The 23,547-nt window shown below is 66.1% G+C and carries 22 protein-coding genes; 8 read left to right on the plus strand and 14 right to left on the minus strand.

All coding sequences use genetic code 11. The features are described from left to right. Nucleotides 1-235 precede the first annotated feature (235 nt). The 6 genes from AC0QDI_RS12380 to rpl18a all read right to left on the minus strand — a co-directional run bounded on the left by AC0QDI_RS12380 (nt 236) and on the right by rpl18a (nt 7,034). The gene (locus AC0QDI_RS12380) at nt 236-1,945 is read right to left on the minus strand and encodes a Coenzyme F420 hydrogenase/dehydrogenase, beta subunit C-terminal domain (RefSeq protein ID WP_474669229.1); all 1,710 of its coding nucleotides are present in this window, start codon (nt 1,943-1,945) and stop codon (nt 236-238) included. Next, nucleotides 1,935-3,635, minus strand: coding sequence for a nitrite/sulfite reductase (locus tag AC0QDI_RS12385; RefSeq protein WP_474668557.1), 1,701 nt, complete (start codon nt 3,633-3,635; stop codon nt 1,935-1,937). Before AC0QDI_RS12385 ends, AC0QDI_RS12380 begins: the two co-directional genes overlap by 11 nt. A gap of 338 nt (nt 3,636-3,973) precedes the next feature. After that, the gene (locus AC0QDI_RS12390) at nt 3,974-4,603 is read right to left on the minus strand and encodes a hypothetical protein (protein WP_474668559.1); all 630 of its coding nucleotides are present in this window, start codon (nt 4,601-4,603) and stop codon (nt 3,974-3,976) included. Between the two features lie 79 nt (nt 4,604-4,682). Beyond that, on the minus strand, nt 4,683-6,383 hold the full coding sequence (ftsY, locus tag AC0QDI_RS12395) for a signal recognition particle-docking protein FtsY (RefSeq protein ID WP_474668561.1): 1,701 nt from the start codon (nt 6,381-6,383) through the stop codon (nt 4,683-4,685). A 25-nt stretch (nt 6,384-6,408) separates the two neighbouring features. After that, the gene (pfdA, locus tag AC0QDI_RS12400; RefSeq protein ID WP_474668563.1) at nt 6,409-6,861 is read right to left on the minus strand and encodes a prefoldin subunit alpha; all 453 of its coding nucleotides are present in this window, start codon (nt 6,859-6,861) and stop codon (nt 6,409-6,411) included. Then, the gene (gene rpl18a / locus AC0QDI_RS12405; RefSeq protein WP_180839771.1) at nt 6,858-7,034 is read right to left on the minus strand and encodes a 50S ribosomal protein L18Ae; all 177 of its coding nucleotides are present in this window, start codon (nt 7,032-7,034) and stop codon (nt 6,858-6,860) included. The genes pfdA and rpl18a overlap by 4 nt, the downstream gene beginning before the upstream one ends. Nucleotides 7,035-7,187: 153 nt before the next feature. Between rpl18a and AC0QDI_RS12410 the strand changes: the two genes are divergently transcribed. Together AC0QDI_RS12410 and AC0QDI_RS12415 are read left to right on the plus strand one after the other, a co-directional pair. Continuing rightward, on the plus strand, nt 7,188-7,499 hold the full coding sequence (locus AC0QDI_RS12410; RefSeq protein ID WP_474668565.1) for an ASCH domain-containing protein: 312 nt from the start codon (nt 7,188-7,190) through the stop codon (nt 7,497-7,499). 58 nt (nt 7,500-7,557) lie between these two features. Beyond that, nucleotides 7,558-8,574, plus strand: coding sequence for an alcohol dehydrogenase catalytic domain-containing protein (locus AC0QDI_RS12415; RefSeq protein WP_474668567.1), 1,017 nt, complete (start codon nt 7,558-7,560; stop codon nt 8,572-8,574). A gap of 93 nt (nt 8,575-8,667) precedes the next feature. On the opposite strand, the gene AC0QDI_RS12420 is transcribed toward AC0QDI_RS12415, so the two are convergent. The 7 genes from AC0QDI_RS12420 to AC0QDI_RS12450 all read right to left on the minus strand — a co-directional run bounded on the left by AC0QDI_RS12420 (nt 8,668) and on the right by AC0QDI_RS12450 (nt 13,732). Then, on the minus strand, nt 8,668-9,333 hold the full coding sequence (locus AC0QDI_RS12420) for a translation initiation factor IF-6 (RefSeq protein ID WP_474668569.1): 666 nt from the start codon (nt 9,331-9,333) through the stop codon (nt 8,668-8,670). Between the two features lie 2 nt (nt 9,334-9,335). Continuing rightward, a complete protein-coding gene (locus AC0QDI_RS12425; protein WP_474668571.1) occupies nt 9,336-9,614 on the minus strand; it encodes a 50S ribosomal protein L31e in 279 nt (92 codons plus the stop codon). Between the two features lie 2 nt (nt 9,615-9,616). Beyond that, a complete protein-coding gene (locus tag AC0QDI_RS12430) occupies nt 9,617-9,769 on the minus strand; it encodes a 50S ribosomal protein L39e (RefSeq protein WP_207290529.1) in 153 nt (50 codons plus the stop codon). Nucleotides 9,770-9,967: 198 nt separating this feature from the next. Then, entirely contained in the window at nt 9,968-10,525 is a 558-nt protein-coding gene (gene thpR, locus AC0QDI_RS12435; protein ID WP_474668573.1) for an RNA 2',3'-cyclic phosphodiesterase, read from the minus strand. A 144-nt stretch (nt 10,526-10,669) separates the two neighbouring features. Further along, nucleotides 10,670-11,311, minus strand: coding sequence for a helix-turn-helix domain-containing protein (locus AC0QDI_RS12440; RefSeq protein WP_474668575.1), 642 nt, complete (start codon nt 11,309-11,311; stop codon nt 10,670-10,672). 111 nt (nt 11,312-11,422) lie between these two features. Then, entirely contained in the window at nt 11,423-12,514 is a 1,092-nt protein-coding gene (locus AC0QDI_RS12445; protein WP_474668577.1) for a LeuA family protein, read from the minus strand. Beyond that, on the minus strand, nt 12,515-13,732 hold the full coding sequence (locus AC0QDI_RS12450) for a CaiB/BaiF CoA transferase family protein (protein ID WP_474668579.1): 1,218 nt from the start codon (nt 13,730-13,732) through the stop codon (nt 12,515-12,517). Between the two features lie 294 nt (nt 13,733-14,026). Here AC0QDI_RS12450 and AC0QDI_RS12455 point away from each other — a divergent pair, with 294 nt between their 5' ends. From AC0QDI_RS12455 to AC0QDI_RS12480, 6 genes are all read left to right on the plus strand, one after another. Beyond that, on the plus strand, nt 14,027-16,090 hold the full coding sequence (locus AC0QDI_RS12455) for a hydantoinase/oxoprolinase family protein (RefSeq protein ID WP_474668581.1): 2,064 nt from the start codon (nt 14,027-14,029) through the stop codon (nt 16,088-16,090). Next, nucleotides 16,087-17,952 (plus strand): hydantoinase B/oxoprolinase family protein, encoded by a 1,866-nt coding sequence (locus AC0QDI_RS12460; protein WP_474668583.1) that lies wholly within the window; start codon nt 16,087-16,089, stop codon nt 17,950-17,952. The genes AC0QDI_RS12455 and AC0QDI_RS12460 overlap by 4 nt, the downstream gene beginning before the upstream one ends. A 98-nt stretch (nt 17,953-18,050) precedes the next feature. Then, nucleotides 18,051-18,695, plus strand: coding sequence for an isochorismatase family protein (locus AC0QDI_RS12465; RefSeq protein ID WP_474668585.1), 645 nt, complete (start codon nt 18,051-18,053; stop codon nt 18,693-18,695). 73 nt (nt 18,696-18,768) lie between these two features. Continuing rightward, nucleotides 18,769-20,436, plus strand: a complete 1,668-nt coding sequence (locus AC0QDI_RS12470; protein WP_474668587.1) for a hydroxysqualene dehydroxylase — start codon at nt 18,769-18,771, stop codon at nt 20,434-20,436. Between the two features lie 84 nt (nt 20,437-20,520). Next, nucleotides 20,521-21,468, plus strand: a complete 948-nt coding sequence (locus AC0QDI_RS12475) for a tetratricopeptide repeat protein (RefSeq protein WP_474668589.1) — start codon at nt 20,521-20,523, stop codon at nt 21,466-21,468. A 4-nt stretch (nt 21,469-21,472) separates the two neighbouring features. Then, entirely contained in the window at nt 21,473-21,766 is a 294-nt protein-coding gene (locus tag AC0QDI_RS12480) for a DUF424 domain-containing protein (protein ID WP_474668591.1), read from the plus strand. A 127-nt stretch (nt 21,767-21,893) separates the two neighbouring features. Here AC0QDI_RS12480 and recJ read toward each other — a convergent pair whose 3' ends face one another. After that, a complete protein-coding gene (gene recJ / locus AC0QDI_RS12485) occupies nt 21,894-23,480 on the minus strand; it encodes a RecJ family nuclease (RefSeq protein WP_474668593.1) in 1,587 nt (528 codons plus the stop codon). Between the last annotated feature and the right edge of the window lie 67 nt (nt 23,481-23,547).

The following is a 23,547-nucleotide window of genomic DNA, read 5'->3' on the forward strand; positions in this document are numbered from 1 at the left end:
AACGTTCCGCGCACGTTCGACCGCTCCGCTTCCGGCGTCTACTACCGCCCCGGGGGCGGATCGGGTCGACCCACCGTTTCCGAATCCGCTACCGAGACGAACTGAGGCAGCGAACCGGTGCTTCCCACCCCTTTTCGCGAGTCGTTCCCGGACGAGACCGCGAGCAGCGGCTGGCTCGAGAAGGCGATGGAGAACGAACGCAACAGCGGAGAACGGCGGCTGGAGGCGACGTCGGTCAGTGCCCCTGGTCGTGGGGGTTGAGCGCCGTCCCGTAGTTCTCGGCGTGGTCGGTGTACTCGATGAATCGCGGCGCGTCGGGATCGAACGGCCGCTCGAGGCTCTCGAAGGCCTTCTTCTTGTCCCAGCCCTGGAGTTTGCCGACCGCGGACTTGTCCTCTAAGTCGTGGTAGTCCAGGTTCGGCTCGGTCAGCTCCCAGGCCTTCATCCCCTGCTCGGTCCGGATGATGACGCTCGAGTACTCGTCGCTCGAGCCGACGGAGCCGACGGTGATGTCCGAACAGAAGCCGGTGAAGTCGGCACACTCGTCGCAGCCCTTGAGCGCGGCGTCGTGGAAGTTCTCGATGTCCTCCTCGACGATCATCTCGCCGTCGTGATCGTAGACCATCATCTTGCCGTTGAGGACGTCCATCTTACCGATCTCCGACGGGGAGATGCCGCGTTGTTCCTCCAACTGCTCGCCCATGAGGCTGTGGTAGTTGAAGTTCTTCGTACACATCAGCGCGATCGTGTAGTCGACCGCGCGGATGCCCTCGTCGTGGCCCTGGTAGTCCCACTCGAAGTCCTGCAGGGCGCGGATGCCCTCGATCTCACACGGCGTGCCGACGATCGCGATGCTGAGTTCGTCCCAGGACTTGTCGGGGAGCTTGTGCTCCCACTGTCCGAGATCGAGGTTGCCGAGCGCCATCGTCTGGTTGTAGACGGTGCCGGCGTTCTCGATGAGTTCCTCGGTCGTGGTCGCGAGGTAGCTCTCGGCTTTCCACTCTTCTTCCTCGCTCTCGGTCGCGACGAGCGCGCCGTCGATCTCGCCCGCCTCGAGCAGCGTGGCGAGGACGCCGGTGACGACGCCGCCGTCCTGGGCCTGATCGGTCCAGTCGTCCTCGACCTTCGCCGAGAACTCCGTGATCGGGTCGCCCGCGCCCTTGACGTTGTCCTCGCCGCCAGTGATCTTCCACTGGCGCTCGTAGCGCAGGCCGCCGCGGGGACAGAAGTCCCAACACATCGAACAGCCGGTACACATCTTGACGAGTTCCGGGTGGCCGTCGTCGCCGATGCCGATCGAGTCCGACGGGCAGGCGGCGACGCAGGTCCCACACTGAATACACCGGCCCTCGTCGATGACGGCCTCGTCCAGTTCCATGAACCAGGTCTTCTCGTCCGGCGTCTCGATGTCGTTCATCCGCGAGCGGATCGAGTACTCCGGCGTCTCGAGGTCGACGCCCTCGGGGATCCCGACGCGCGCGTCGGGCGAGCCGTTGTCGACGTCCTGGCTGACGTTCTCGGCCGGCTCGGTGAACTCGAGGTCGCCGAGTTCTCCCATCTCGTCGACGTTTGCCACACCTGCGCCGTCGGTCGCGACCGGCTGCGTCTCCGGCTCGGCGTCGGCAGCCGTCTTCTCGCCGCAGGTGCAGGTGTTCGGCGAGCAGCTCTCGCCGTCACTCCCTACGTCGGAGCTGCGCTCCGACGAGGATCGGGAACCGTCGGTTCCCTCACCGCCGTCGGTGCGAATTGCTCCCTCTCGAGCGTGATCCGTGTTCTCGCGGGAACGGGACGCACCGCCGCTGGCTTCGGGGACCATGACGGCGTCGTCATCGTCGTTCGAGTCGGGAACGCGGGGGAAGCGCTGCTCGTCTTCGTTGCGGCTCGCGGCTTCGCCGCTCGCTCGATCCGAGGACTCACTGCGTTCGTCCTCGCCGTTAGTCCCCATGAGCGACACCTCGTGCGACCGGCGCATCTGCGTCTTGCATGATCGTCCGCAGTTCGCCGTTATCGACGCCGCGACACCACTCGTAGAACTTCTCGCCCTCGTCGCGGTCCGCCGAGTAGGCCTCGAACAGCTGCTCGAGGGCGGGGATCACGGAGTCGGCGGGCACGGCGTTCTCGACCCAATCGAGGAACTCGTTGTCGGCACCCAGCGAGCCGCCGAGGCCGAAGTCCATCCCTTCGACGATGTTGTCGCCCTCGGCGTTGGTACTGTTCTCGTCCTCGAGTTTGACGGTCTCGCCGCGGAAGCCGATGTCGGCGATCTGGGGCTGGGCGCAGGAGGCCGAGCAGCCGGACATGTGCATCCGGATGGCCTCGATGTCGTCGGGCACGTCGATTCGATCGTCGAGTTCGCGGGCCCAGCGCTTGGTGCGCTTTTTGGTTTCGATGATGGCGTAGTTACAGAACTCGCTACCCGTACAGCCGACCGCGCCCCGCGAGAACGGCCCCGGATCGGGGCTGTACTCCTGGGCGAACGGCTCGGCGAGGAGGTCGTCGACGTTCTCCTCGGGGATGTGCGTGATGAGGAAGTTCTGGTCGGTCGCGAGGCGCACGGAGGCGTCCTCGGTCCCGTACTTCTCGGCGGCGCGGGCGGCAGCGGCGAACTCGTCGCCGCCCATGCGGCCGGCGATGACGTTGAAGCCGACGTAGTTGAGCCCGTCCTGTTTCTGCTCGTTGACGCCGACGTGGTCGCCCTGGTAGCCGACGGTTAGGTTCTGGCCGCCGGTGGGCAGATCGATCGTACAGCGGTCGCGGACGGCCTCCTCGAACTTCTCGGGGCCGAGCTGTTCGACGAGGTATCGCATGCGGCAGACGCCGCGGTTGTTCCGGTCGCCGATCTCCTTGAACGTCTGGGCGACGGCGCGGCAGAACTCGACGGCGTCCTCGGGCTGGATGAAGACGTCGAGTTCGGATCCCATCCGGGGACCGTCGGAGAGGCCGCCGCCGACGCGAGCGTGGAAGCCGTAGAGGTGCTCACCGTCGATCTCCTTTTTGGCGGGGACGAGTCCGACGTCGTTGATCTGGGACTGCGCGCAGTCGTGGGCGCAGCCGGTGATCGTGATCTTGAACTTCCGCGGGAGGTTGGCGTACTCGCGGTTCTCGGTGAAGAAGTCCGAGACGGCCTCGATGACCGGCTGTGCGTTGAAGCACTCGTGGTCGTCGAGTCCGGCAGCGGGGCAGCCCAGAACGTTCCGGGCGGAGTCACCGCAGCCCTGAACGGTCGTCAGGCCGACCTCGTCGTAGCGGTCCCACATCTCGGGGACGTCCTCGACGCGGATCCAGTGTTTCTGGATGTCCTGTCGGGTCGTGATGTCGAGATAGGCGTCTCCCCAGAGTTCGTTTTGCTCCTCGCCGCCGTACTCCTCGGGAGCGACCGCGAGGTCATCGGTAACCTCGCCGATCACTTCGGCCTGCTCGGGCGTGAGCTTCCCGCCCGGCACTTTGGTCCGGATCATGAAGTAGCCCTCCTGCTTCTGGGCGTACATCCCGGCCCACTTCAGGCGCTCCCACTCGCCGCCGCCGGCGCGCTCCTCGATTTCCTCGAAGGAGAGATCGTCCTCGGCGTACTCGTAGACGTCGTCGATGACGTCGAGCGGGTGTTTGTTCTGTTTGTATTGTTCCGTCGTATTCACGCGAACCACCGCCGCTGAGGGACCTCGGCAACTACTCGACCTTGCATACTATCGTGAAGGACCATTGGGTAGCGGGTAATAACACCCCACACCTATACACCCCCGCAACTCGGCGAATCATGACGTGGGTCGGCCACTCCAGTAAATATTGCCTCAACGTGCGGCGATGGATGATCGGATCTGTCGGAGTCGGACGGCCAACAGTTCGATACGAACCGACTCGAGCCGAGGCCGGCGACGGTCCCGCCGGTTATACCGGCAATTATATCCGATAACGCGTGATCGCGGCGTCGGGCCGATTCGACCAGCGCGCTGACGAGACGCCCCCGCCGACCGGACTACAAACAGGCGACGAGATCCCCCTGCCGTCGCGGGTCGGGATCGAGCGACAGGTTCTCGGCGACGCCGTCGTATCGCGCCCGGAGAACGATGTTCTGGTCGACGTAGTACGTGACGCGGATATCCCACTCGTCGCGCGGATCGGCGATCGACTGCTGGGTTCCGAGGGTCAGGTCGTAGCGAAGCGCCACCATGACCGCGTCCGCGTTCGTGGACGATCCGATCGCAGCCGTTCGATGGTCACTACGGCGAAGGTCGAACGTCCGCGTCATGTTTCCGAACTGGGCGATAAACGCGTTCCGTCGGTACGCTCGCTCGAACTCGGTCACGTACCCGGCCGCGTTGTTCACCAGCGACGGCGATCGGTCCGACGACTCGCTCGCCTCCTCGGAACTGCTCCCCGACGGCGGTGACGGATACGGCCGAGGCTCGAGCGCGCCGTCATCCGGTGGCGCGACCGGCTCGGGACGCGTCACTGACCGACAGTCGTACCAGTCGGCGGGGACGGTTCCCGACTCGAGCGGCGGTCTGTTCGCGGCGTTCGATACGTGCTCGAAACCGCCCGTCGCGACCGCCGCCGTGGTCACAACCGACGCGAGGAGCGCACGTCGAGACCGAGGGCGGTTCATACGCAAAGATCTCAGACGGTCAATAAGTGTCTTCTGAAATAGTACCGAACTGGAGAGTCGATGATCGCAGGCCGGCGGCCTATTCGTCGGCCAGTAACCGATCGACCATCTCGTCGGGATCGAACCGTTCCAGATCGTCGTACCCCTGTCCGACCCCGAGGAACAGGATCGGTTTCCCGGTGACGTTCGCGACCGAGATGGCCGCGCCGCCGTTGGAGTCGGCGTCGGCTTTCGTCAGAATCGCGCCGTCGATCTCTGCCGCGTCGTTGAACTCGCGGGCCCGGTTGACCGCGTCCTGCCCGGCGACGGCCTCGTCGACGAACAGCGTCATATCGGGATCGACGACGCGACCGATCTTCTCGAGTTGGTCCATCAGGCCCTCGTCGGTGTGGAGTCGGCCCGCGGTGTCACCCAGCACGACGTCGACGTCGTTGGCCTCGGCGTACTCGACGGCGTCGTACAGCACCGCGGCGGGATCGCCGCCCTGTTCGTGGCTGATGCACTTCGTGCCCAGGGCGTCGGCGTGTTCCTGAATCTGCTCGTTCGCTCCCGCACGATAGGTGTCGCCGTTCGCCATCACCGACGAGTAGCCCCGCTCCTCGAAGTAGCGACTCAGTTTGGCGATCGATGTCGTCTTTCCGACGCCGTTGACGCCGGTGAAGATTATGGTGATCGGCTTGTCCGCAACGGCGATCCGCTCGTCGAAGTCGAACTGGCCGACGCTGATCACGTCGTAGATCGCGTTGCGCAGGGCCTCCTCGACGACCGCGCCCGTCGAGGTCGTGAAGGTCCGCGTCTCGCCGACCAGTTCGTCGCGGATGTTATCGAGGATCTCCTCGGCGACGCCCATCTCGACGTCGCTCGAGAGCAGCGCCATCTCGAGTTCGTGGAGCGGTCCCTCGAGGTCCTCTTCCTCGATGACGAACTTTCCCTTGACGAGGGATTTTGCCTTCGTGCCGAACCCGGTCGAGTTGTCGCCATCATCGGTTTCGGTATCCTCAGTCTCGTCGTCGACGGCCGGTTCGTCCTCGTCGACGGCCGATACCTCGTCACCGGCCGCCCCGTCGACCGAGTCCGCCTCGACGACCGACTCCCCGGCGGGCGACGCCGTCTCGGTCGGCTCCTCGTCCGGCGTCGCCCCAGCGGCCTGCTCCGCCTCGGGAGCCGCCTCGTCCGATTCCGGTTCCGGTTCGGCGTCGTCAGACGACCCCGCAAAGAGGGACCTCGCTCTGGCACTGAGGCCGGTCCGTCCGCCGTCGTCGTCGGTATCCCCGTCCTCGTCGGCTTCCTCGGCCTCGTTGGCTTCCTCAGCCTCGTTGGCGGCTCCGCCCTCGTCGACGGCCGGTTCCTCGACGGCAGTCACCGTCTCGGCCGGCTCCGCATCGGGAGCCGACTCGTCGGCGGCCGAATCGGAGTCGTCGGACTCGAGGAAATCGGGGTCGGAATCGGTCGCCGGCTCCTGCCCGGCGGACTCGGCCGCGTCCGCAGTGGCGGATTCGGTCGTCGCGTCCGGCTCCGATTGCGCTTCGGCGTCCGGTTCGACGGCCGCCGACTCGGGCTCGGTCGTCGCAGTCGTCGACGGCTCGGTCGTCTCCGGGGTGGTTTCGGTAGCTTCCGCTGCCGCCTGGTCCGTCGATTCCGCCGACGCCGCGTCGGCGTCGGCCGCCTCGACGTTCTCTTCGTCGACGTCTTCCTCGTCGACCGCCTCGACGTTCTCCTCGGCGGCTTCTTCGGCGTCTTCGCGGAAGCTCCCGAGCTTGTCCTTCAGGTTGTCGAACATGGGTGATGAAAGTCCCTACGGCGCGTTACTCGTCGGGCTGGCCCTGACCCTGGCCCATCCCCTGCATCTGCTGTTGCATCGCCTGCTGCTGGAGCTGCTGGGCCTGCTGCTCGAGTTCGTCGCTCTCGGTCTCGAGCTCGGCGAGTTGCTCGTTGAGCTCCTCGATCTGGTCGTCGAGGTGGTCTTTCTTGTTCTCGAGGGCGTCGACGGCGTCGTCCTCCTCGAACTCCGCGGCGTAGTCGGCGCCGAGTTCGACGATCACTTCGTCGATGTTCTCGATCGTCGTTCGGAGGTACGCGCCGCCGCCGAGGGGCATCTGTACGGTCGAGTCGGTCTCGAGCGTCTCGATGGCTTCGATGGCCTCGTCGACCTCGGTCTTCTCCTGCTGGACGGCCTCGATGTTCGCCTGCAGGCCCTCGATCTGTTCGTCGATCTCCTGGAGTTCCTGGGACAGCTGCTGGAGTTGCTGCTGACTCATTGTTCGGACACCTCGTCCAGTTCGATTTCGCTCCGCTTGAGTCCGTGTTGGCTCCCGAACTGGGAGAGCGTGTGTTCGCGGGCGACGTTCTCGTTCTGGGCGTCGATGGTCGTCTCGAACTCCGCGAAGCCGTCGCGGCTCTTGAACCGACCACTGACCGTAAATTGACTCATACATCACCATCCGGCAGGGAGTCGGAAGAATCTTCCCTTCCCGTTCGACCCCTCGCAACCGACAGGACGGGCCGAGAGACCCATCGTGTGCCGCCGATCTCCCGACGAGCGACGGGTCACCAATTTTTACCGGGTCGCACCGAACCAGCACGCATGAGCGAACGCGACCCCGGCGACCTGTTGCCCAGTGACCGAATGCAACGTCAGGCCCTCGAGGGCGAGGTCACCCAGATCCACCGCGGTCACCGGTACGCCGAGGAAGGGGATACGTTCACGATCGACGGGACGACCTTCGACGTGACCGCGGTCCGGGAACGCACCCTCGGCGAGTTGACCGACGAGGACGCCCGGGCAGAAGGAATGGAAGACCTCGAGGCGTACGAACGCCTCCTCGAGCGCGCCCACGAGAACTTCGAGTGGGACGACGACAGCGAGGTCGTGTTACACCGGTTCGAACGGCGGTAGTCGGCCCGATCGGCCGGTGGACGTAGACCTATACCGCCGCCGATCGATGGGACGATGTATGCGAGTCGCAGCCTTCACCAGCGACGATAGCTCGACGGAACTCGAGGTTCGAGACCGTCCCGACCCGACGCCCGGCCGCGGCGAGGCGGTCGTGCGCGTCGAAGCGGCGGCGCTCAACCACCGAGACCTCTGGAAGATCGAAGACGGCGACAGACTCGACGACGAGGAGTTTCCGTTCGTCCCGGGCGGCGACCTCGCCGGAAGCGTCCTCGAGACGGGATCCGACGTCTCGGCCGTCGAGACAGGCGATCGCGTCGTTCTCTGCCCGCTCGAGAGCTGTGGCGAGTGTCGGTACTGCCGCGAGGGTCCCGAGAACATGTGCGAGCAATACAGCAGCTACGACGGGGCGTTCGCCGAACGGGCGCTGGTCGACGCCAGTCGGCTCATCGTCCTCCCGAACGCCGTCGACGTCGTCGACGCGGCGGCGCTGCCCATCGCATACACGACCGCCTACCGGATGCTCGAGCGCGGCACGGTTCGTGCGGGCGACCGCGTGTTCGTTCCCGGCGCGACCGGCGGCGTCGGACTCGCCGCGGTGCAACTCGCGGGGCTGCTCGGTGCGGAGACGATCGGTACCTCCACGTCCGCGGAGAAGCTCGCTCGCGTCGAGCGAGCGGGAGTCGATCACGCGATCCACTCCGGCGATCCGGACGAGATCCGAGCGGCCGTCGCGGCCATCGGCGACGTCGACGTCACGATCAACCACCTGAGCGGACCCTACACCCGAATCGGCGTCGACGTCCTCCGGACCGACGGCGCGATGGTCGTCTGCGGGCGCACTGCGGGCCGATACACCGAGTTCGACGCTCGAGACCTCTACTTCGGACACAAGCGCATTCTGGGGAGTACGCTCGGCACGCAACCCGACCTCGAGCGACTGGTCTCGTTCGTCGCCGACGGCCGACTGAAGCCGGTCGTCGCGGCTGAGTATCCGCTCGAGGAAACGACGCGGGCGTTCCGGGACATGGACGCTCGGAAGCGAGTCGGAAAACTCGTGATCAGGCCACAGCAGTAACGTCGAATCGACGGTCGACGCGCCGACTAGGTCGCTCGAGAACCGTCACGAACCGAACGGAAAGAGAGGTCGAAGCGATCGGATGGCCGCCGATCAGTCCAGGTAGCCCAGCGCGTCCTCGATCCGACCCAGTTCGGGGCCGGTCGTGTCCTCGCCGATGACGTACCCGGCCTCGTTGGCGATCAGGCCGGAGCCGACCAGCGGCGCGCCGTAGTTGATCGTCCCGACGTCGGCCCGGACGTCCAGGGCGTCCTCGAGGCGATCGAGTTCGTCGTCGGTCGCCTTCGGGTGACAGAGCACGCCGGTGTCGTTCGCCACCGCGGCCGTCCCGACGGTGCGAACGCCCGCGAGGTCGCCGCGTTCGACGGGCACCTCGAGGGTGTCCGCGACGATCTGGACCGCCTCGCGGGGCAGGTCCGGATGGACGTAGGCCCCGTAGTCGTTCGCGAGAACGACGTTGCCGGCGGCGTTGATACTGCCCGGGAGTTCGGCGACGGGCAGGTCGATCTCCTCCTCGAGCGTCTCGCGTTCGTACTCGAGGACGCGCGAACTGACGAGGAGGCCGTTTTCGTTACCGGTCGCTAACGCACCGACCGTCGAGGAGCCGCCGACGGTCGTCCGGACGGCGGGCACCTCGAGTTCGTCGGTCAGGTCGGCGACGACATCGTCGTCGACGTCGGGGCGAACGAGCACGCACGAGTCGGTCGCACGGGCGAAGACGCCGACGTACGCCGACCCGGCGAAGGCGAGGCGTTGCAAGTTTAGTCGGCGACCTCGGCTTCGACGACGGCGTCACCCTCTTCGTCGAAGCGGGCTGCGCGGACGCGCAGCTTTCGCGGCGGGTTGGAGCGACCGTTCTCCCAGACCGTCTCGTTGATCGAGGGATCCAGTCGGATGGCGTCCTCGTCGACCGCGAAGTGTTTCGCGAGGTGTTCGCGGACGAGTCGCATCGCGTAGTCGGCGGCCTCGTGGTTGGGACCCTTCTTGACGTCGCGCAGCGGAACGGTAACGACGCGTTCCTCGAAATCAGTTGCGCTCATCGTTATTCGTCGGTGTCGTTACGCCGCCAGTTGCGTCGCTTCGGGTTGCGCTGGACGTCCATGTCCGTCTTCATCATAACCCAGGCCGGCACGCGGCTGTTCTGGTTCTCGAGTTTGGCAAGACGCTTCTTCTTGCCCTTCGTTTTCTTACCCATAGTAGCCGGACGTAGCCCGCGGTGGCTTAAAATCTTGTCCATCTTGCAGGGATACCCGGACAACGGCTCGCGAGACGACCGATCACCGCGAATCGCCACACGATCGCAACCGAACCCGCCGCGAGGGGTCCGCAACGAGAGGTGGAGGAGGTATCGGGCCGTCCCTCGACGTTACCAGTGGTTCCGAGCGAGCGATGCTCACTCGAGCGGGAACGACTCGACCGTCGAGTAGACCGGTCCCTCGTCCGTGAGTGTGCTCTCTGTCAGTCGAATCTCGTCGACTCGAGCCTCGCCGACCGTCGGTTCGCGCTCCCGGACGAGGTCTTGCACCAGTTCCTTGCCGCCGGCGTGTTCCATCCGCGCGAGCGTGACGTGGGGCGTGAAGTCGTGGTCCTCGGCGTCGAATCCTATCGCTGTCGTCCGGTTCTCGATGGCCTCGTGCAGTTGCGCGAGCCGCTCACCGCCCCGTTCGACGCCCAGCCAGACGACGCTGATGTACTCGAGGCTCGGAAAGACCCCCAGCCCGCCGTAGCGGACGGTGAAGGGGTCGACACCGGCGTCCGCGACGGCCGCGGAGAGCGCTCGCTCGAGGGCGGGCAGCCGATCCTCCTCAACCTCGCCGAGAAACTTCATCGTGATGTGGGCCCGCTCGGGGTCCGTGAAATCGAGCCCGCTCGCGTCCGCGAACTCGTCCTGTAGATCGGCGACCGGTTCGGCGAGGTCGTCGGGCAGGTCGACGCTGACGAACAGTCGCATACGCAGTGCTTCGACCGACCGAATATTGAACGTGTGGCTTCGGTCGACGACGGGGTGGCACGTGCCCGGCAACGGACTCATCACGTTCGGCGTGTGGAACGGACCGAACTGAGAGTACCGCTGTCGACCGAACGGTATCGAACCCTACGGTTCGGCGCGCTCGGGTAGATTCAGGTGGTTGTTCTCCTCGATGGCGCTGGTGAGGAGCTTCGACTGCGCTTTGCGGAGGTGTTCGAGCGCCGTCGTCCGGCTGATGTCCAGTTCGTCGGCGAGTTCCTCGCTGCTGATTCGCCGTGGCCACTCGAAGTATCCCTCCTCGAGGGCGCAGGTGACGACCTCGAGTTGCCGGTCGGTGAGCATCGATTTCGACTTGTTGAACTCCGTGAGCTTGCCCAGCGTGACGGTGCCGATCCGATTGAAATCGTCGATCATGGCCCGCAGGTCCTCCCGGCGGAAGAACAGAACCGTGTAGACGCGGCGGTTCGCGAGAACGCGACTCTGCCGTCGGAGGACGCCGTGGTTGCGGTCGATGGCGGAGTACGCACCGCACGACGTCTTCGTGATCAGGTAGTTCGCTTCGTCGAGTCGCTCGACGTGCTCGACCTGCTCGGAGTCCGTGAAGAACTCGACGTACTCGTCGCGGGGCTCTTCCATCCGAATCGTAAACGTCACGAGGTGGTCGTGGAGCTCCTCGATGTCGACGTCGAACGACGTGTCGAAGTACTCCGCGAAGTCGTTGAGCACGCACGCTTTCTCCTGTTGGAGGTGGATCTCGGCTTGAAACATCGGTGCCGGTCGGTGTCCGTATGGTATCCGTTCGCACGACATAACCCTTGCCGAAATACGACCGACCGGCGGAGGGCCGAGTAACGGCTCGAGCGGCGGACCGATCGTCTCTCAGTCCCCGAACTCCCGCGTCGCGAGGGCAAGCGCCTCGTCCAGATCGAACGGGCCGCGCTCGGCCAACGCCGATTTGAACGACGAAAGGGTCTCGTCGTCGGTCTCGACACCCGCGCGTTCGAGGAGTTTGCGCGCGCCGTCGTTCCCCGTCGCCGTGCCGAACACGAGCCGGCGCTCACCGCCGAACGCGGCGGGATCGAACGGCTCGAGCGTGGCGGGATCGCTGAGCATCGCCGCGGTGTGGATCCCCGACTCGTGTTCCGAGATCGCCTCGCCGAGGATCGCCTTCCGATCGCCGTACTCCTCCCCGAGCGTCTCGAGGACGGTTCGACAGACCGGAACGAGTTCGTCCGTCTCGATGCCGAGGTCGTCGCCGAGATCGACGGCACAGGCGACGACCACTTCCTCGAGCGAACTGTTCCCCGCCCGTTCGCCCAGCGACGCGACGCTCACGTCGGCCTTCTGGACGCCGGCGTGGTACGCCGTCAGCGCGTTCGCCGTGCCACAGCCCATATCGTCGTGGAAGTGGACGCCGACGCGCGAGAAGTCGACGTCGTCCGAGAGCCGTTCGAGGGTCGACGAGACGGTCGCGGGCGTCCGTGCGCCGACGGAGTCCGCGAGCGTGACGAACGGGACGTTCGGGATCGTTTCGAAGACCTCGATCAGCGCTTCGCGATCCGTTCGGAAGGCGTCCGCGAGCGTGACGTGCGGCGTGACGCCGCGATCGGAAATATAGTCGACCGCCTCGGCCAGCATCGATAGCATCTCCTCCCGGGACATCCCGAGGAGGTGCTCGAGGTGTCTGTCCGAAACCGAGACGAACGTTTCGACGACGTCGGCACCGGCGTCGACCGCCGCGTCGATGTCGCCCTCGAGCGCCCGCGCCAGCGCGATGATCTCCGCGTCGGTCGTGCCGCTGAGTTCCGCGACGACGGTCCTGTCCTTCTCGCCCGTAGCCGGAAACGCCGGTTGAACGAACGGAACGCCGAGGTCGTCGAGCGCGCGGACGCACTCGATCTTTTGCTCGGCGGTGTACTCCCGTCCGGGCATCTGGTCGCCTTCCCGGAGCGTCACGTCGTTCAGTTGCATCTAGATGATTCCCTCCGCTTCCAGTTCCGTGTACTCCTCGGCCGTCATCCCGAGTTCGTCCCGGTAAACGTCCTCGTTGTGCTCGCCGTGTTGCGGGCCGAGGAACTCCACCTCGCCCGGCGTTCTGGAGAACTTCGGGACGGGGGCGAACGTCTTGATCGACCCGACGTCCGGGTCGTCGACCTCGACGAAGCTATCGCGGGCCCGAAACTGCTCGTCCGCGAAGATATCCGCCATGTCGTAAACGGGGCCGACGATGGCGTCGTGGGCCTCGAGCGTCTCAGTCGCCTCGGCGGTCGTCCGCTGTTTCGTCCACGCCTCGATCGCCGCGTTGAGCGGTTCGTTGTTCTCGACGCGGGCCGAGTTGTCTTCGAATCGGGGATCGTCGACGAGTTCGGGCTTGTCGATGGCCTCGGCGACGCGCTCGAAGATCTTCTGATTCGAAGCTGACATGGTGATGTGCCCGTCGGCGGTCTCGTAGATGTTCCGGGGGGCCGTACTCGGGTGCTGGTTGCCGGTCCGTTCGCGGACGTGTTCCATCCGGTCGTAGGCCTCGACCTCGCCGAAGAACAGCCGCCAGAGGGGTTCCGTCAGCGACACGTCGATGACCTGTCCCTCGCCGCTTCCGCCGCGGCCGACGTCGCGCTCGAAGATCGCCATCATGGTCGCCTGCAGGGCGAACTGCGCGGCCGTCAGGTCCGCGAGACTGATCGGCGGTAAGAGGGGTTCGCGGTCGGGGAAGCCGTTCGCGTGCGCCCAGCCGGAGATACCCTCCGCGATCGTCCCGAATCCGGGTTTCTGGGACTTCGGGCCCGTTTGTCCGTAGCCGGAGAGCCGAACCATGATCGCCTCCTCGTTGACGTCGCGAACGTCGTCGGGGCCGAGTCCCCAGCGCTCCATCGTCCCCGGACGGAAGTTCTCGAAGACGACGTCGGCGTCTTCGATCAGGACGAGGGCGATCTCGCGACCGCGTTCGGAGCCGAGATCGAGCGTGATACACCGCTTGTTTCGACCCAGCGATTTCCAGGCGAGCGATTCCCCGCTCTCGGTCTTCTGGGGCCACTCGCGGATGGGGTCACCGGTCTGGGGATGTTCGATCATCACGACGTCCGCGCCGAAATCGCCCATCATCGTCGTCGCGAACGCGCCGCTTATCATCCCGGACATGTCGACGACCCGGAGCCCGTCGAGCGGACCCGTTCGTTCTCGTGCTGTCATTTCCGTGTGCTACGACGCGTCGACGAAAGACAGTTGGTCCACCCAGTGTTGGCTGTTTATATACCCCGCCGGACCAGTCGGGGCGGAACGTGTCGGAACAACGGAACCCGAAAATCCCGAAATCACCGCTCCCAGACGAATCAAACGACACCCTCGGCCGGGACCATCAGTCGGAACCGCAACCGGTTCTCGTCGCGATATCGCTCGAGAGCGAGGGACGTATATAAACAGCCACCACTGGTTGGGAGAACGTTTACTCGAGGTGCTGTGGTCGTGATACACGTACGATAACAAATGCCACACAATCTAGGAGTGGACGTGGGTGGGACGTTCACCGACGTCATCGTCTTCGACGAGGACACCCACGAACTCACGATCGACAAGGTGCTATCCACGCCGTCGAACCCGTCGGAGGGCGTCATCAACGGGATCGGAGAAGCCGTCGACAAAGCCGGCACGACCGTCGGCGACCTGAACCTGTTGTTCCACGGCACGACCGTCGTAACGAACATGCTGCTCGAGGAGACCGGCTCGCGAGTCGGTCTGATCACCAGCGAGGGCCACGAGGACGTCCTCCACCTGGCTCGAGCGTGGACGCCGGGGCCGCTCTACGGGTGGATGGACATGGAGAAACCGGCTCCGCTGGCCGATCTCGTCGACACGCGGAGCGTCGGCGGGCGAATCGACTCGCCCGAAGGGAGCGAGCGGGAGCCGATCGACGAGGACGAGGTACGTGCCGCCGTGCGGGAGCTCGCCGATTCGGGCGTCGAGTCGCTGACCGTCGCCCTCCTGAACTCGTACCTGAATCCGACGCACGAACGGCGGGTTCGGGACATCATTCGGGACGAGTGTCCGGCGCTTCCGGTCTCGATCTCCGCCGAAATCGTCCCGGAGTACGGCGAGTACGAACGGACGCTGACGACGGTCATCAACGACTACGCGCGACCGCAGGTCATCGACTATCTCGACGACCTCGACGCCTCGCTCGAGGACGCCGGCTCGACGGCGAAGATGAACGTCGTCCGCTCCGACGGGGGGCTGATGAGTTCCGGCGCCGCGAAACACCGGCCGGTCGAGCTCGCCCTGTCGGGGCCGTCGGGCGGCGTCGTCGGTGCGGCGACCATCGCCGAGAAGAAGGGGGTTCCCGACGTGCTCACGCTGGACATGGGCGGCACCTCGACGGACGTCTCGCTGGTGGAGGACGGCAAGCCGGGGACGACTCGCCAGACGAAGGTCGGCTACAGAGAGTTCAAATCCCGAGCCGTGGACGTGAACACGGTCGGTGCGGGCGGCGGCTCCATCGCTCGAGTGCAGCTGTCCGGTTCGCTCCAGGTCGGCCCCGAGAGCGCCGGGGCGGATCCGGGGCCGGCCTGTTACGGGCAGGGGGGCGACGAGCCCACCGTGACCGACGCGAACGTCGTCCTCGGTCGCATTCCCTCGAACGTCCAGCTCGGCGGTCGAATGGACCTCGACCGCGATGCGGCCCGCGACGCGATCCGGACGGTCGCAGACGAACGCGGCAGTACCGTGGCGGAAGCCGCCCAGGCGATCCTCGACATCGTCAACGAGAACATGTACAGCGCGCTCCGCGTCGTCTCCGTCGAGCGCGGCTACGACCCGCGCGACTTCGGGATCGTCGCCTTCGGCGGTGCCGGTCCGATGCACGCCAACGCGCTGGCGGACGTGATGGACGCGTACCCGCTGATCGTCCCGCCGGGGCCGGGCGTCATGAGCGCCTTCGGTTTCCTGACGAGCGACGTTCAGAACGAGTTCTCCGAAACCTACCTGAAGACGGATCGGGACGTCGAGGGGGAGGCAGTGTACGACGCGTACCAGGAACTGAACGACGAGGCGACCGACTGGCTCGCGTCCGAGGGCGTCGCCGAGGAGAACCACGCCTTCGAGTACTACGCCGACTGCCGGTACTACCGGCAGGACGTGCAGATGTCCATCCCGATCGACCTGTCGACCCTCCGGACGGAGGACGGCATCGCGGCGATCAAAGACGACTTCGAGGCGCGACACGAGCAGCGCTTTGGCTTCTCATTAGACGCGCCACTCGAGATCGCGAACCTCCGCGTCATCGGCAAGGGAACGATGCAGGGGGTAACGCTCGAAGCGAGCGAGCTCGGCGACGAGGACGCCAGCGAGGCTCGAGTCGGGACGCAGGACGTCTTCTTCGACGATGCCTCCCACGACACGCCGATCTACGACCGCGAACGGATGCGGCCCGGGAACGTGATCGGCGGGCCGGCGATCGTCACCGACGACGACTCGACCGTCGTCGTCCAGCCCGATCACGCGGCGACGGTCGATCGGTACGCGAACCTCGAGATAACGCGGAGTGATTCCACATGAGCCAGCACGCAAACGCCACGCCCGACTTCGTGGGGGACCACGATATCGACACGACGACCCTCGATATTATCGAGAACACGCTCTCGAACACGCGCTACGAGATGGATCGCGTCCTCGAGACGACGGCCATCAGCCCGGTCATTCGGGAGCAGTCGGATCAGTTTCCGCTCATCGCCGACCGGAACGGCCGGATGGTGATGGGGCAGTTCGGCAGCGCGATCGACACGATAATCGAGAACGCGCCGTTCGGCTGGGGCGAACTGAACGACGGCGACGTCATCGCCACCAACGATCCTTACATGTGCGCCGGTGCGGTCTCGCATACGCCGGACATGCTGTTGCTCCGACCGATCTTCTACGAGGGCGATCTCGTCGGCTTCGGCAGCCAGTGGGGTAACCTGATGGACGTCGGTGGGAAAACGCCCGGCAGCATGCCCGTCCAGGCCACCACTATCTTCGAAGAGGGCATGCGTCTCCCGCCGGTCAAACTCTACAAGGAAGGCGAGTTCGACGGCGAACTCCTCGAGACGTTCGCGCACAATACGCGCCTTCCCGAACACGCGGAGGCGGACATCAAAGCGCTCGCGGCCGGGACGGCCGCCGCCGAAGCCCGGGTGCAGGAACTCTGTGACCGCTTCGGGAAGGAGACCTACCTGGACGGGTGCGACGCCATCCTCGATCGGACCCGCGACGGAATGATCGATCTCATCCGGGAATTCGTGCCCGAGGGCGAACGCTACACCTTCGAGGATTACGTCGACGACGACGGCATGGGCAACGGCCCGATCAAGCTCCACCTCGAGATCTACCGCGAGGGCGATACGGTCCACCTCGACTGGGAGGGGACCGACGCGCAGGTTCCGGGGACGGTGAACTTCCTGCTGAACGAGAAGATGTTCAAGATGTTCACCGGCGTCTTCCTCATCATGGCGTTCGATCCGCTGCTGACGTTCAACGACGGCTACTACGATCTCTTCGAGGTCAACCTGCCCGAGGGGACCGTCGTCCAACCGGAGTTCCCGGCCGCACTGGGCAACCGCCTGCCACTGATGGCCCGCCAGTTCGACGTCCTGCAGGCGACGTTCTCGAAGCTCATCGACGACTTCAGCGTCGCCGGCAGCTACGGGACCTCCCCGAACCTGGTGTACGCCGGGACGGATTCGGAGGGCAACGACTTCCAGATGCTGGAGATCCTCTACGGCGGCATCCCCGCGCGGCCGGGCGGCGACGGCCTCGACGGCCACTCCTGGTGGCCGCTGTTCCGAACCGTTCCCGCCGAGTATCAGGAGGCCTACTACCCGCTCACCATCGACGAGTACAGCACGCGCGCCGACACCGGCGGTGCGGGAGAGTTCCGCGGCGGCCACGGCATCACGAAGGTATACACCTTCGAGGAGGACGGCGCGATCACGTTCCAGGACGACCGCGCACACACCTATCCGTGGGGCGTCGACGGCGGGAACCACGCACAGACCAGCGAGAAAAACCTCGTCCGAACGGACGGGACCGAGGAGGAACTTCCCTCCAAGGTCGAGAACGTCGCCGTGTCAGCTGGCGACAAGTTGGTCTTCCGGACCGCCGGCGGCGGCGGACTGGGCGATCCGCTCGAGCGGGATCCCGAACTGGTCGCCGAGGAAGTCCGGCAGGGACTCGTCTCCACCGATGCCGCGCGCGAGGAATACGGCGTCATCGTCGGCGACGACGGAACGGTGGATCGGGCCGCGACCGAGGAGGCCCGCGAAACCGGACGCGACGAACGGGACGATCTCGAGGAGTTCGACTACGGCCCCCTCCCGGAGGAGGCCGAACTCGCCGATCGGATCGCCGCCGAACGCCGCGAGTTCGACGACCGTCACAACTGAACTGGCCACCGACTGCTCTCGGAACCATCAGACAGCCCGGGAACCATCGGACGGGAACGCATCCGACAGACTCAGAACGCATCTGACAGACACAATTCATGGACTGGATCGAAGCCACCGAAGACCGCTACGACGAACGAGAATTCGGCGAGACCGTCGGTATGGGAGAGCGGCCGGCACTGGTCGTCATCGACCTGATCAACGCGTTCACCGACCCGGACTCGAATCTCGGGTCGGACGTCGACGACGTCCTCGAGCAGACCGAACGCCTCCTCGAGGCGTTCCGCGAGTACGACCTGCCGCGGTACTTCACCACCGTCGCGTTCGAGGAGTCCTACGGCGATGCGGGAGTGTTCATCGAGAAGGTACCCGCGCTCAGGGAACTCCGACTCGGCACCGAACGCGTCGAGGTGGACGACCGAATCGCACCGCTCGACGACGAGCGCGTCGTCCTCAAAAAGTACGCCAGCGCCTTCTTCGGCACCGACTTGCAATCGGAACTGACCACCAACCGCGTCGACACACTCGTCATCGCGGGCGTGACCACCAGCGGCTGCGTCCGCGCGACTGCGGTCGACAGCCTCCAGCACGGCTATCGAACGATCGTCCCCGCCGACGCCGTCGGCGACAGAGCGGAGGGACCCCACCGTGCGAACCTCTTCGACATCGACGCGAAATACGGCGACGTCGTGACGGCCGACGCCGTCCTCGAGCACCTCGAGACTAGCATCGAGAGCTGCTGAGGGCCGCGAGCGGACCCGCCGCGGTTCGTGGTTAGGGACGGCGGTTATATCGGTCGATCCCGCAGACGGCATAATGACCGACGTTGCCGTACTCGGCGGCGGAATCGGCGGCCTCACCGCGGCACACGAACTCGCCGAGCGCGGGTACGACGTGACCGTCTTCGAGGCGAACGACCGATTCGGCGGGAAAGCACGATCGATGCCGATCGCTGACGGGCCGGCGGCGCTCCACGGCGAGCACGGCTTTCGCTTTTTCCCGGCGTTCTACCGGCACGTCATCGATACGATGAAACGGATCCCCGACGGCGACGGCACCGTCGCGGACAACCTCGTCGAGACCGAAGCGACGCTGATCGCGAGTGCCGACGGACCGGGCCGGATCGCCGAGACCCGCACCCCCGACACGATCCGCAGTTGGCTCGAAGCCCTTCGCCCGGCGTTCGCCGAGGACCTGCCCCGCGAGGACGTTCGCTTCCTGCTCGAGCGGTTGCTGTACCTGTTGACCGCCTGCGAGTCCCGGCGCGATGGCGAACTCGACGACGTCTCCTGGTGGGAGTTCATCGACGCGGAGAACCGCTCGCAGGCGTTTCGCGACCGGGTCGCGTACACCACGCAGGCGCTCGTCGCGCTCCGGCCGCAGGTCGGGAGCGCCCGGACGGTCGGGACGATCTACCTGCAGTTGCTGTTCGGCCAGCTCGATCCGACCCGGCCGACCGAGCGGGTGCTAAACGCTCCGACGAACCAGGCGTGGATCGATCCGTGGGTCCGCCACCTCGAGACGCTGGGCGTCGAGTTCCGACCGACCACCCCTGTCCGGAGTCTCGAGTTCGATGGGCGACGCGTTACCGGCGTCGAGGTAGGGGGAGAAGAGACGGTCACCGCCGACGAGTTCGTGCTGGCCGTGCCGGTCGAAGTCGCGCCTCGAGTTCTCACGCCGGAGCTGCGCCGAGCGGCACCGGAACTGGGACGGATCGGATGGCTCGACACGGCCTGGATGAACGGGATCCAGTTCTACCTCGCCGAGGACGTCGACCTCAGCCGCGGCCACCAGGTCTACGCCGACGCACCGTGGGCGCTGACCTCGATCTCCCAGCGCCAGTTCTGGACGGACTACGACCTCGAGGGGCGCGGACCGGACGAGGTCGAGGGCGTGCTCTCGGTGATCGCCTCGGACTGGGACACGCCGGGGATCGTTCACGAGAAGCCGGCCAGGGACTGTACGCGCGAGGAGATCGCCGAAGAGATCTGGGCGCAGCTGAAAACGCACCTGAACGGGGCCGACGAGCGGTTGACCGACGAGACGCTCGTCGACTGGTTCCTCGATCCGTCGCTCGTCGAGAGCGTTGCGTCTCCGACGCAACGAACAGACGGCGAAGCCGTCGACGCTGGCGGCGTGGAAAACCGCTCGCCGCTGTTGATCAACACCGTGGGATCGCTCCGGAACCGGCCACCGGCGGACGTGGCCGTCGAGAATCTCACGCTGGCGAGTGATTACGTGCGAACGAACTCCGATCTGGCCTCGATGGAGTCGGCCAACGAGGCCGGCCGCCGCGCGGCGAACGCGATCTTCGACCGACGCGGGGCCCGAGGCCGCGCGGATATCTGGGACCTCGAAGAACCGACGGTGTTCGAGCCGTTCAAGCGGCACGACCGGGTCCGATACCGTCTCGGATTGCCCCACCCGGCGGAAGTGACGCAGTCCCTCCGAGGGCTCACCAGTCGCCTCGGCGAGCGGGGCTGAGAAACGCGGCTCGACCGCCGCTCTACTGCCACCGCCGCTACCCGGGTCGCAGGTCTTAACAGTCGTCGCCGCCAATTTACAGTAATGACTGACCGAGACGACGACCGCGATCATCGCTTCTCCGAGGGAGAGGGGTTCGGCGATCCGTACGAGGAGTTCGACCTGGACCCGCCGGAACTCGGCGTCGACCCGTCGAAGGTCGACCCCGTCGACTCCCGCGTCGTCACCGACACGTTAGACCAGCACAACATCGATCAGGACGACGTCGACGCGAACGAACTGCTCGACGTCGGCCTGAACTACATGCAGATCAACCGCTACGAGCAGGCCACCGAGGCCTTCGATCGAACCGCTCACTTCGCCGAGGACGACGGGGTCGCACAGGAAGCGTGGGTGAACAAGGGCGTCGCCCACGGCGAACTCGAGGAGTGGGACGAGGCGATCGGGGCCCACCGCGAGGCCCTGCGGATCGACGACTCGAGCGAGCACGCCGCGACCGCCGAGACGAACCTCGCCTACGCGCTCTGGGAGTTCGGCCGGACGAGCGAAGCGTTAGAGCACGCCGAACGCGCCATCGAGATCGACGAGCGCTTCGCCGCGGGCTGGTTCAACCGCGCGTTTTTCCTCTCGGAGCGCGGGCTCTCCGAGGAGGCGCTCAACTGCGTCGACAACGCGATTCGGCTCGGCCTGCGCAACGCCAAGGTGCTCGAGACGAAAGCCGAGATCCTCGAAGAGCTCGGCGAGTTCGACGAGGCCGAGGAGATCGCCGAGGAGGCAAACCGGATGCGCGAAGACGCCGAACAGGAGATGATGGACGACCGCGAGGAGATGCTCGGACAGGGGCGGGGCGGAGCGGGCGGCCGTCCGGGAGCCGGTCGCGGTGGTGGCGGCGCCGGCGGTCGCGGAATGGGCGGTCAGTCGCCGCCCCGGCGACGGGACGATATCGGTCTGGACGATCTCGGCGTCGCCGATCTCGGTCTCGACGACGGAGCGGCGGACGACGAGGACGAGCGCGAGTGGGAACTCGAGTAATCGAATGATCGTCAACGAACGAGAAACGAAGGAAGGGGTGTTGGTCGCCGTCTGCGACGAGGACGTCCTCGGCGAGACGTTCGAGGAGGGCGAGCTCTCCCTAACCGTCACCGAGGAGTTCTACGGCGGCGACGAGGTCGACGAGAACGCGGTCGTGGAGAGTCTCGCACGGGCGGCCGTCGCCAACATCGTCGGCACCCGCGCCGTCGAACTCGCCGTCGAGGAGGGGTTCGTCGACGAGGCGAACGTCCTCGAGGTTGGAACGACGCTGCACGCGCAGTTACTGCGGATGCAGTAGGCGAGCGAACTACGAGAAGGGTGGCGTTTCTGCGAGCGCTGCGATAGCGCGACAGAGCGACCGGTCCGGCCAGCAGACGGAGTACGCTTCGTCAGTTCCGGCGCACCCGCGACCCGCCGGACAGTCGTTAGGAGAGTTGCTCGCCGACGAGTTCGTCGGCGCGTTCGACGAACGCCTCTTCTTCCCCTTTCGGGACCGTCGCCCCCGCTGCGACGTCGTGTCCGCCGCCGTCGCCGCCGAGGGCTCGAGACGCCTCGCCCATCACGGCCGAGAGATCGAGCCCCTGCCGGACGAGCGAGTGGGTGCCCCGCGAGGAGACCTTGACCTCCTCCGCGTTCTTGTCCGCGAAGGCGATGATCGGCTTCGAGCGGCTGATCCCCGCGTTGCCCATCGCCATTCCCGCGACGATGCCGACGATGGTCTCGCGGATCTCGTCGCTCGCGTGGAACCACTGCACGTGTTCCTCCTGAGTCGCTCCCGCTCGAGTGACCAGATCGATACCGTTCGAGAGGTTCCGACGGTGCTCGCACAAGAGCTGCCGGGCGCGCTCGAGCGCGCTGTCCCGATTACCGAGACAGACGCCGAGTCCCACGTCCGCCCGCTCGTAGCGGGCGGTCGCGTTGAGCAGCGTCGAGAACTCGCTGGCGTCCCGGAGTTCGGTGCCGACGGGCTCCTCGCTGAGGACGTAGGCCGTGCTCACGAGCCCGTCGATCTTTGTCGCGGGGACGCCGCTCGAGACGGCCCGCCGGACGAGCGCGCTGGCGACGGTCCGTTTCTCCTCGTTCGTGAGTCCGGCCCAGCGCCGCCAGTCGCCGTCGCGTTTCAACTCGAGGTCGAGGCCGTCGAGGAACCGCAGCGCGCCGTTCGCGTCGTTCGAGATGCCCGGAATGTGGACGTCGGTCGCGTACTCGAGCAGCTTGGGGAGTGGACGGGTCTGTTTCCCGTAGAGCGCGAGGTCCTTGCCGGTCTCGAGGACGCCGGCGTCGACGCCCTCTTCGACGATCGCCGCGTTCGCGCCGTGGAGTTCGCCGCCGGCGGCCTGCATGTCGCCGACGGCGCCGACGACCGCGAGGGCGGCGAGGTCGCAGTTGTCGGCGCGGGCGTTCGCGGCCCCCGACGCGGTGACCGTTCCGCCGTCAGAGCAAGCCTCTGACGAGGATCGCAGTCCGTCGGACCGCTCACCGCCGTCGGAGCGCGGCTCCGACGTAGATCGCAAACCCGCGGTTTGCTCACCCCCGTCCGCCGCAACCGACGGATCCGGATCGCGGTCCGAAACGTCCGCTAACGCCCGAGCGAGAACGTAACTCGCGCCGGCACCGGAGAGTTCGGAGGCGCCGTTGATTCCGAACAACAGCGGATTGAGATGATACTCGGTCTCCCGGTCGGCGGGCTGGTGGTGATCCGCGATCACCGGGGTGAAGTCGCCGGCGTCCTCGCGGTCGCCGATGATATCGAGCTGGCCGCTCCCGAAGTCCGTAAAGCAGACGGTGTCGTAGTCGGTCGCCGCGATGTCGGCGATCGCGTCCTCGTCGAGTTGCTTCTCGAAGACCGTCTCGAACGGGATTCCGGCCCGCTCGAGGGCTTGCGCGGCGATCGCCGCGCTGGTGAGTCCGTCGGCGTCGATGTGCGAGGCGAGCAGTACTCGGTCGGCCTCGCACAGCCGCTCGGCGCACGCTACCGCACGATCCTCGAGTTCGGGAACCGGCCCTGCCATCGAGGAATGGTGGGTCGGCTTCGCCCATAAACCCGCGGATCGTCCCGTTCGCTCGTCCGCCCGAGAA

Source organism: Natrinema sp. LJW11 (assembly GCF_056135975.1).

Coding starts and splice junctions, on each gene's coding strand:
- AC0QDI_RS12380 (WP_474669229.1), bottom strand. CDS start 1,945: ATGGGGACTAACGGCGAGGACGAACGCAGTGAGTCCTCGGATCGAGCG.
- AC0QDI_RS12390 (WP_474668559.1), bottom strand. CDS start 4,603: ATGAACCGCCCTCGGTCTCGACGTGCGCTCCTCGCGTCGGTTGTGACC.
- ftsY (WP_474668561.1), bottom strand. CDS start 6,383: ATGTTCGACAACCTGAAGGACAAGCTCGGGAGCTTCCGCGAAGACGCC.
- pfdA (WP_474668563.1), bottom strand. CDS start 6,861: ATGAGTCAGCAGCAACTCCAGCAGCTGTCCCAGGAACTCCAGGAGATC.
- rpl18a (WP_180839771.1), bottom strand. CDS start 7,034: ATGAGTCAATTTACGGTCAGTGGTCGGTTCAAGAGCCGCGACGGCTTC.
- AC0QDI_RS12410 (WP_474668565.1), top strand. CDS start 7,188: ATGAGCGAACGCGACCCCGGCGACCTGTTGCCCAGTGACCGAATGCAA.
- AC0QDI_RS12415 (WP_474668567.1), top strand. CDS start 7,558: ATGCGAGTCGCAGCCTTCACCAGCGACGATAGCTCGACGGAACTCGAG.
- AC0QDI_RS12425 (WP_474668571.1), bottom strand. CDS start 9,614: ATGAGCGCAACTGATTTCGAGGAACGCGTCGTTACCGTTCCGCTGCGC.
- AC0QDI_RS12430 (WP_207290529.1), bottom strand. CDS start 9,769: ATGGGTAAGAAAACGAAGGGCAAGAAGAAGCGTCTTGCCAAACTCGAG.
- thpR (WP_474668573.1), bottom strand. CDS start 10,525: ATGCGACTGTTCGTCAGCGTCGACCTGCCCGACGACCTCGCCGAACCG.
- AC0QDI_RS12440 (WP_474668575.1), bottom strand. CDS start 11,311: ATGTTTCAAGCCGAGATCCACCTCCAACAGGAGAAAGCGTGCGTGCTC.
- AC0QDI_RS12445 (WP_474668577.1), bottom strand. CDS start 12,514: ATGCAACTGAACGACGTGACGCTCCGGGAAGGCGACCAGATGCCCGGA.
- AC0QDI_RS12450 (WP_474668579.1), bottom strand. CDS start 13,732: ATGACAGCACGAGAACGAACGGGTCCGCTCGACGGGCTCCGGGTCGTC.
- AC0QDI_RS12455 (WP_474668581.1), top strand. CDS start 14,027: ATGCCACACAATCTAGGAGTGGACGTGGGTGGGACGTTCACCGACGTC.
- AC0QDI_RS12460 (WP_474668583.1), top strand. CDS start 16,087: ATGAGCCAGCACGCAAACGCCACGCCCGACTTCGTGGGGGACCACGAT.
- AC0QDI_RS12465 (WP_474668585.1), top strand. CDS start 18,051: ATGGACTGGATCGAAGCCACCGAAGACCGCTACGACGAACGAGAATTC.
- AC0QDI_RS12470 (WP_474668587.1), top strand. CDS start 18,769: ATGACCGACGTTGCCGTACTCGGCGGCGGAATCGGCGGCCTCACCGCG.
- AC0QDI_RS12475 (WP_474668589.1), top strand. CDS start 20,521: ATGACTGACCGAGACGACGACCGCGATCATCGCTTCTCCGAGGGAGAG.
- AC0QDI_RS12480 (WP_474668591.1), top strand. CDS start 21,473: ATGATCGTCAACGAACGAGAAACGAAGGAAGGGGTGTTGGTCGCCGTC.
- recJ (WP_474668593.1), bottom strand. CDS start 23,480: ATGGCAGGGCCGGTTCCCGAACTCGAGGATCGTGCGGTAGCGTGCGCC.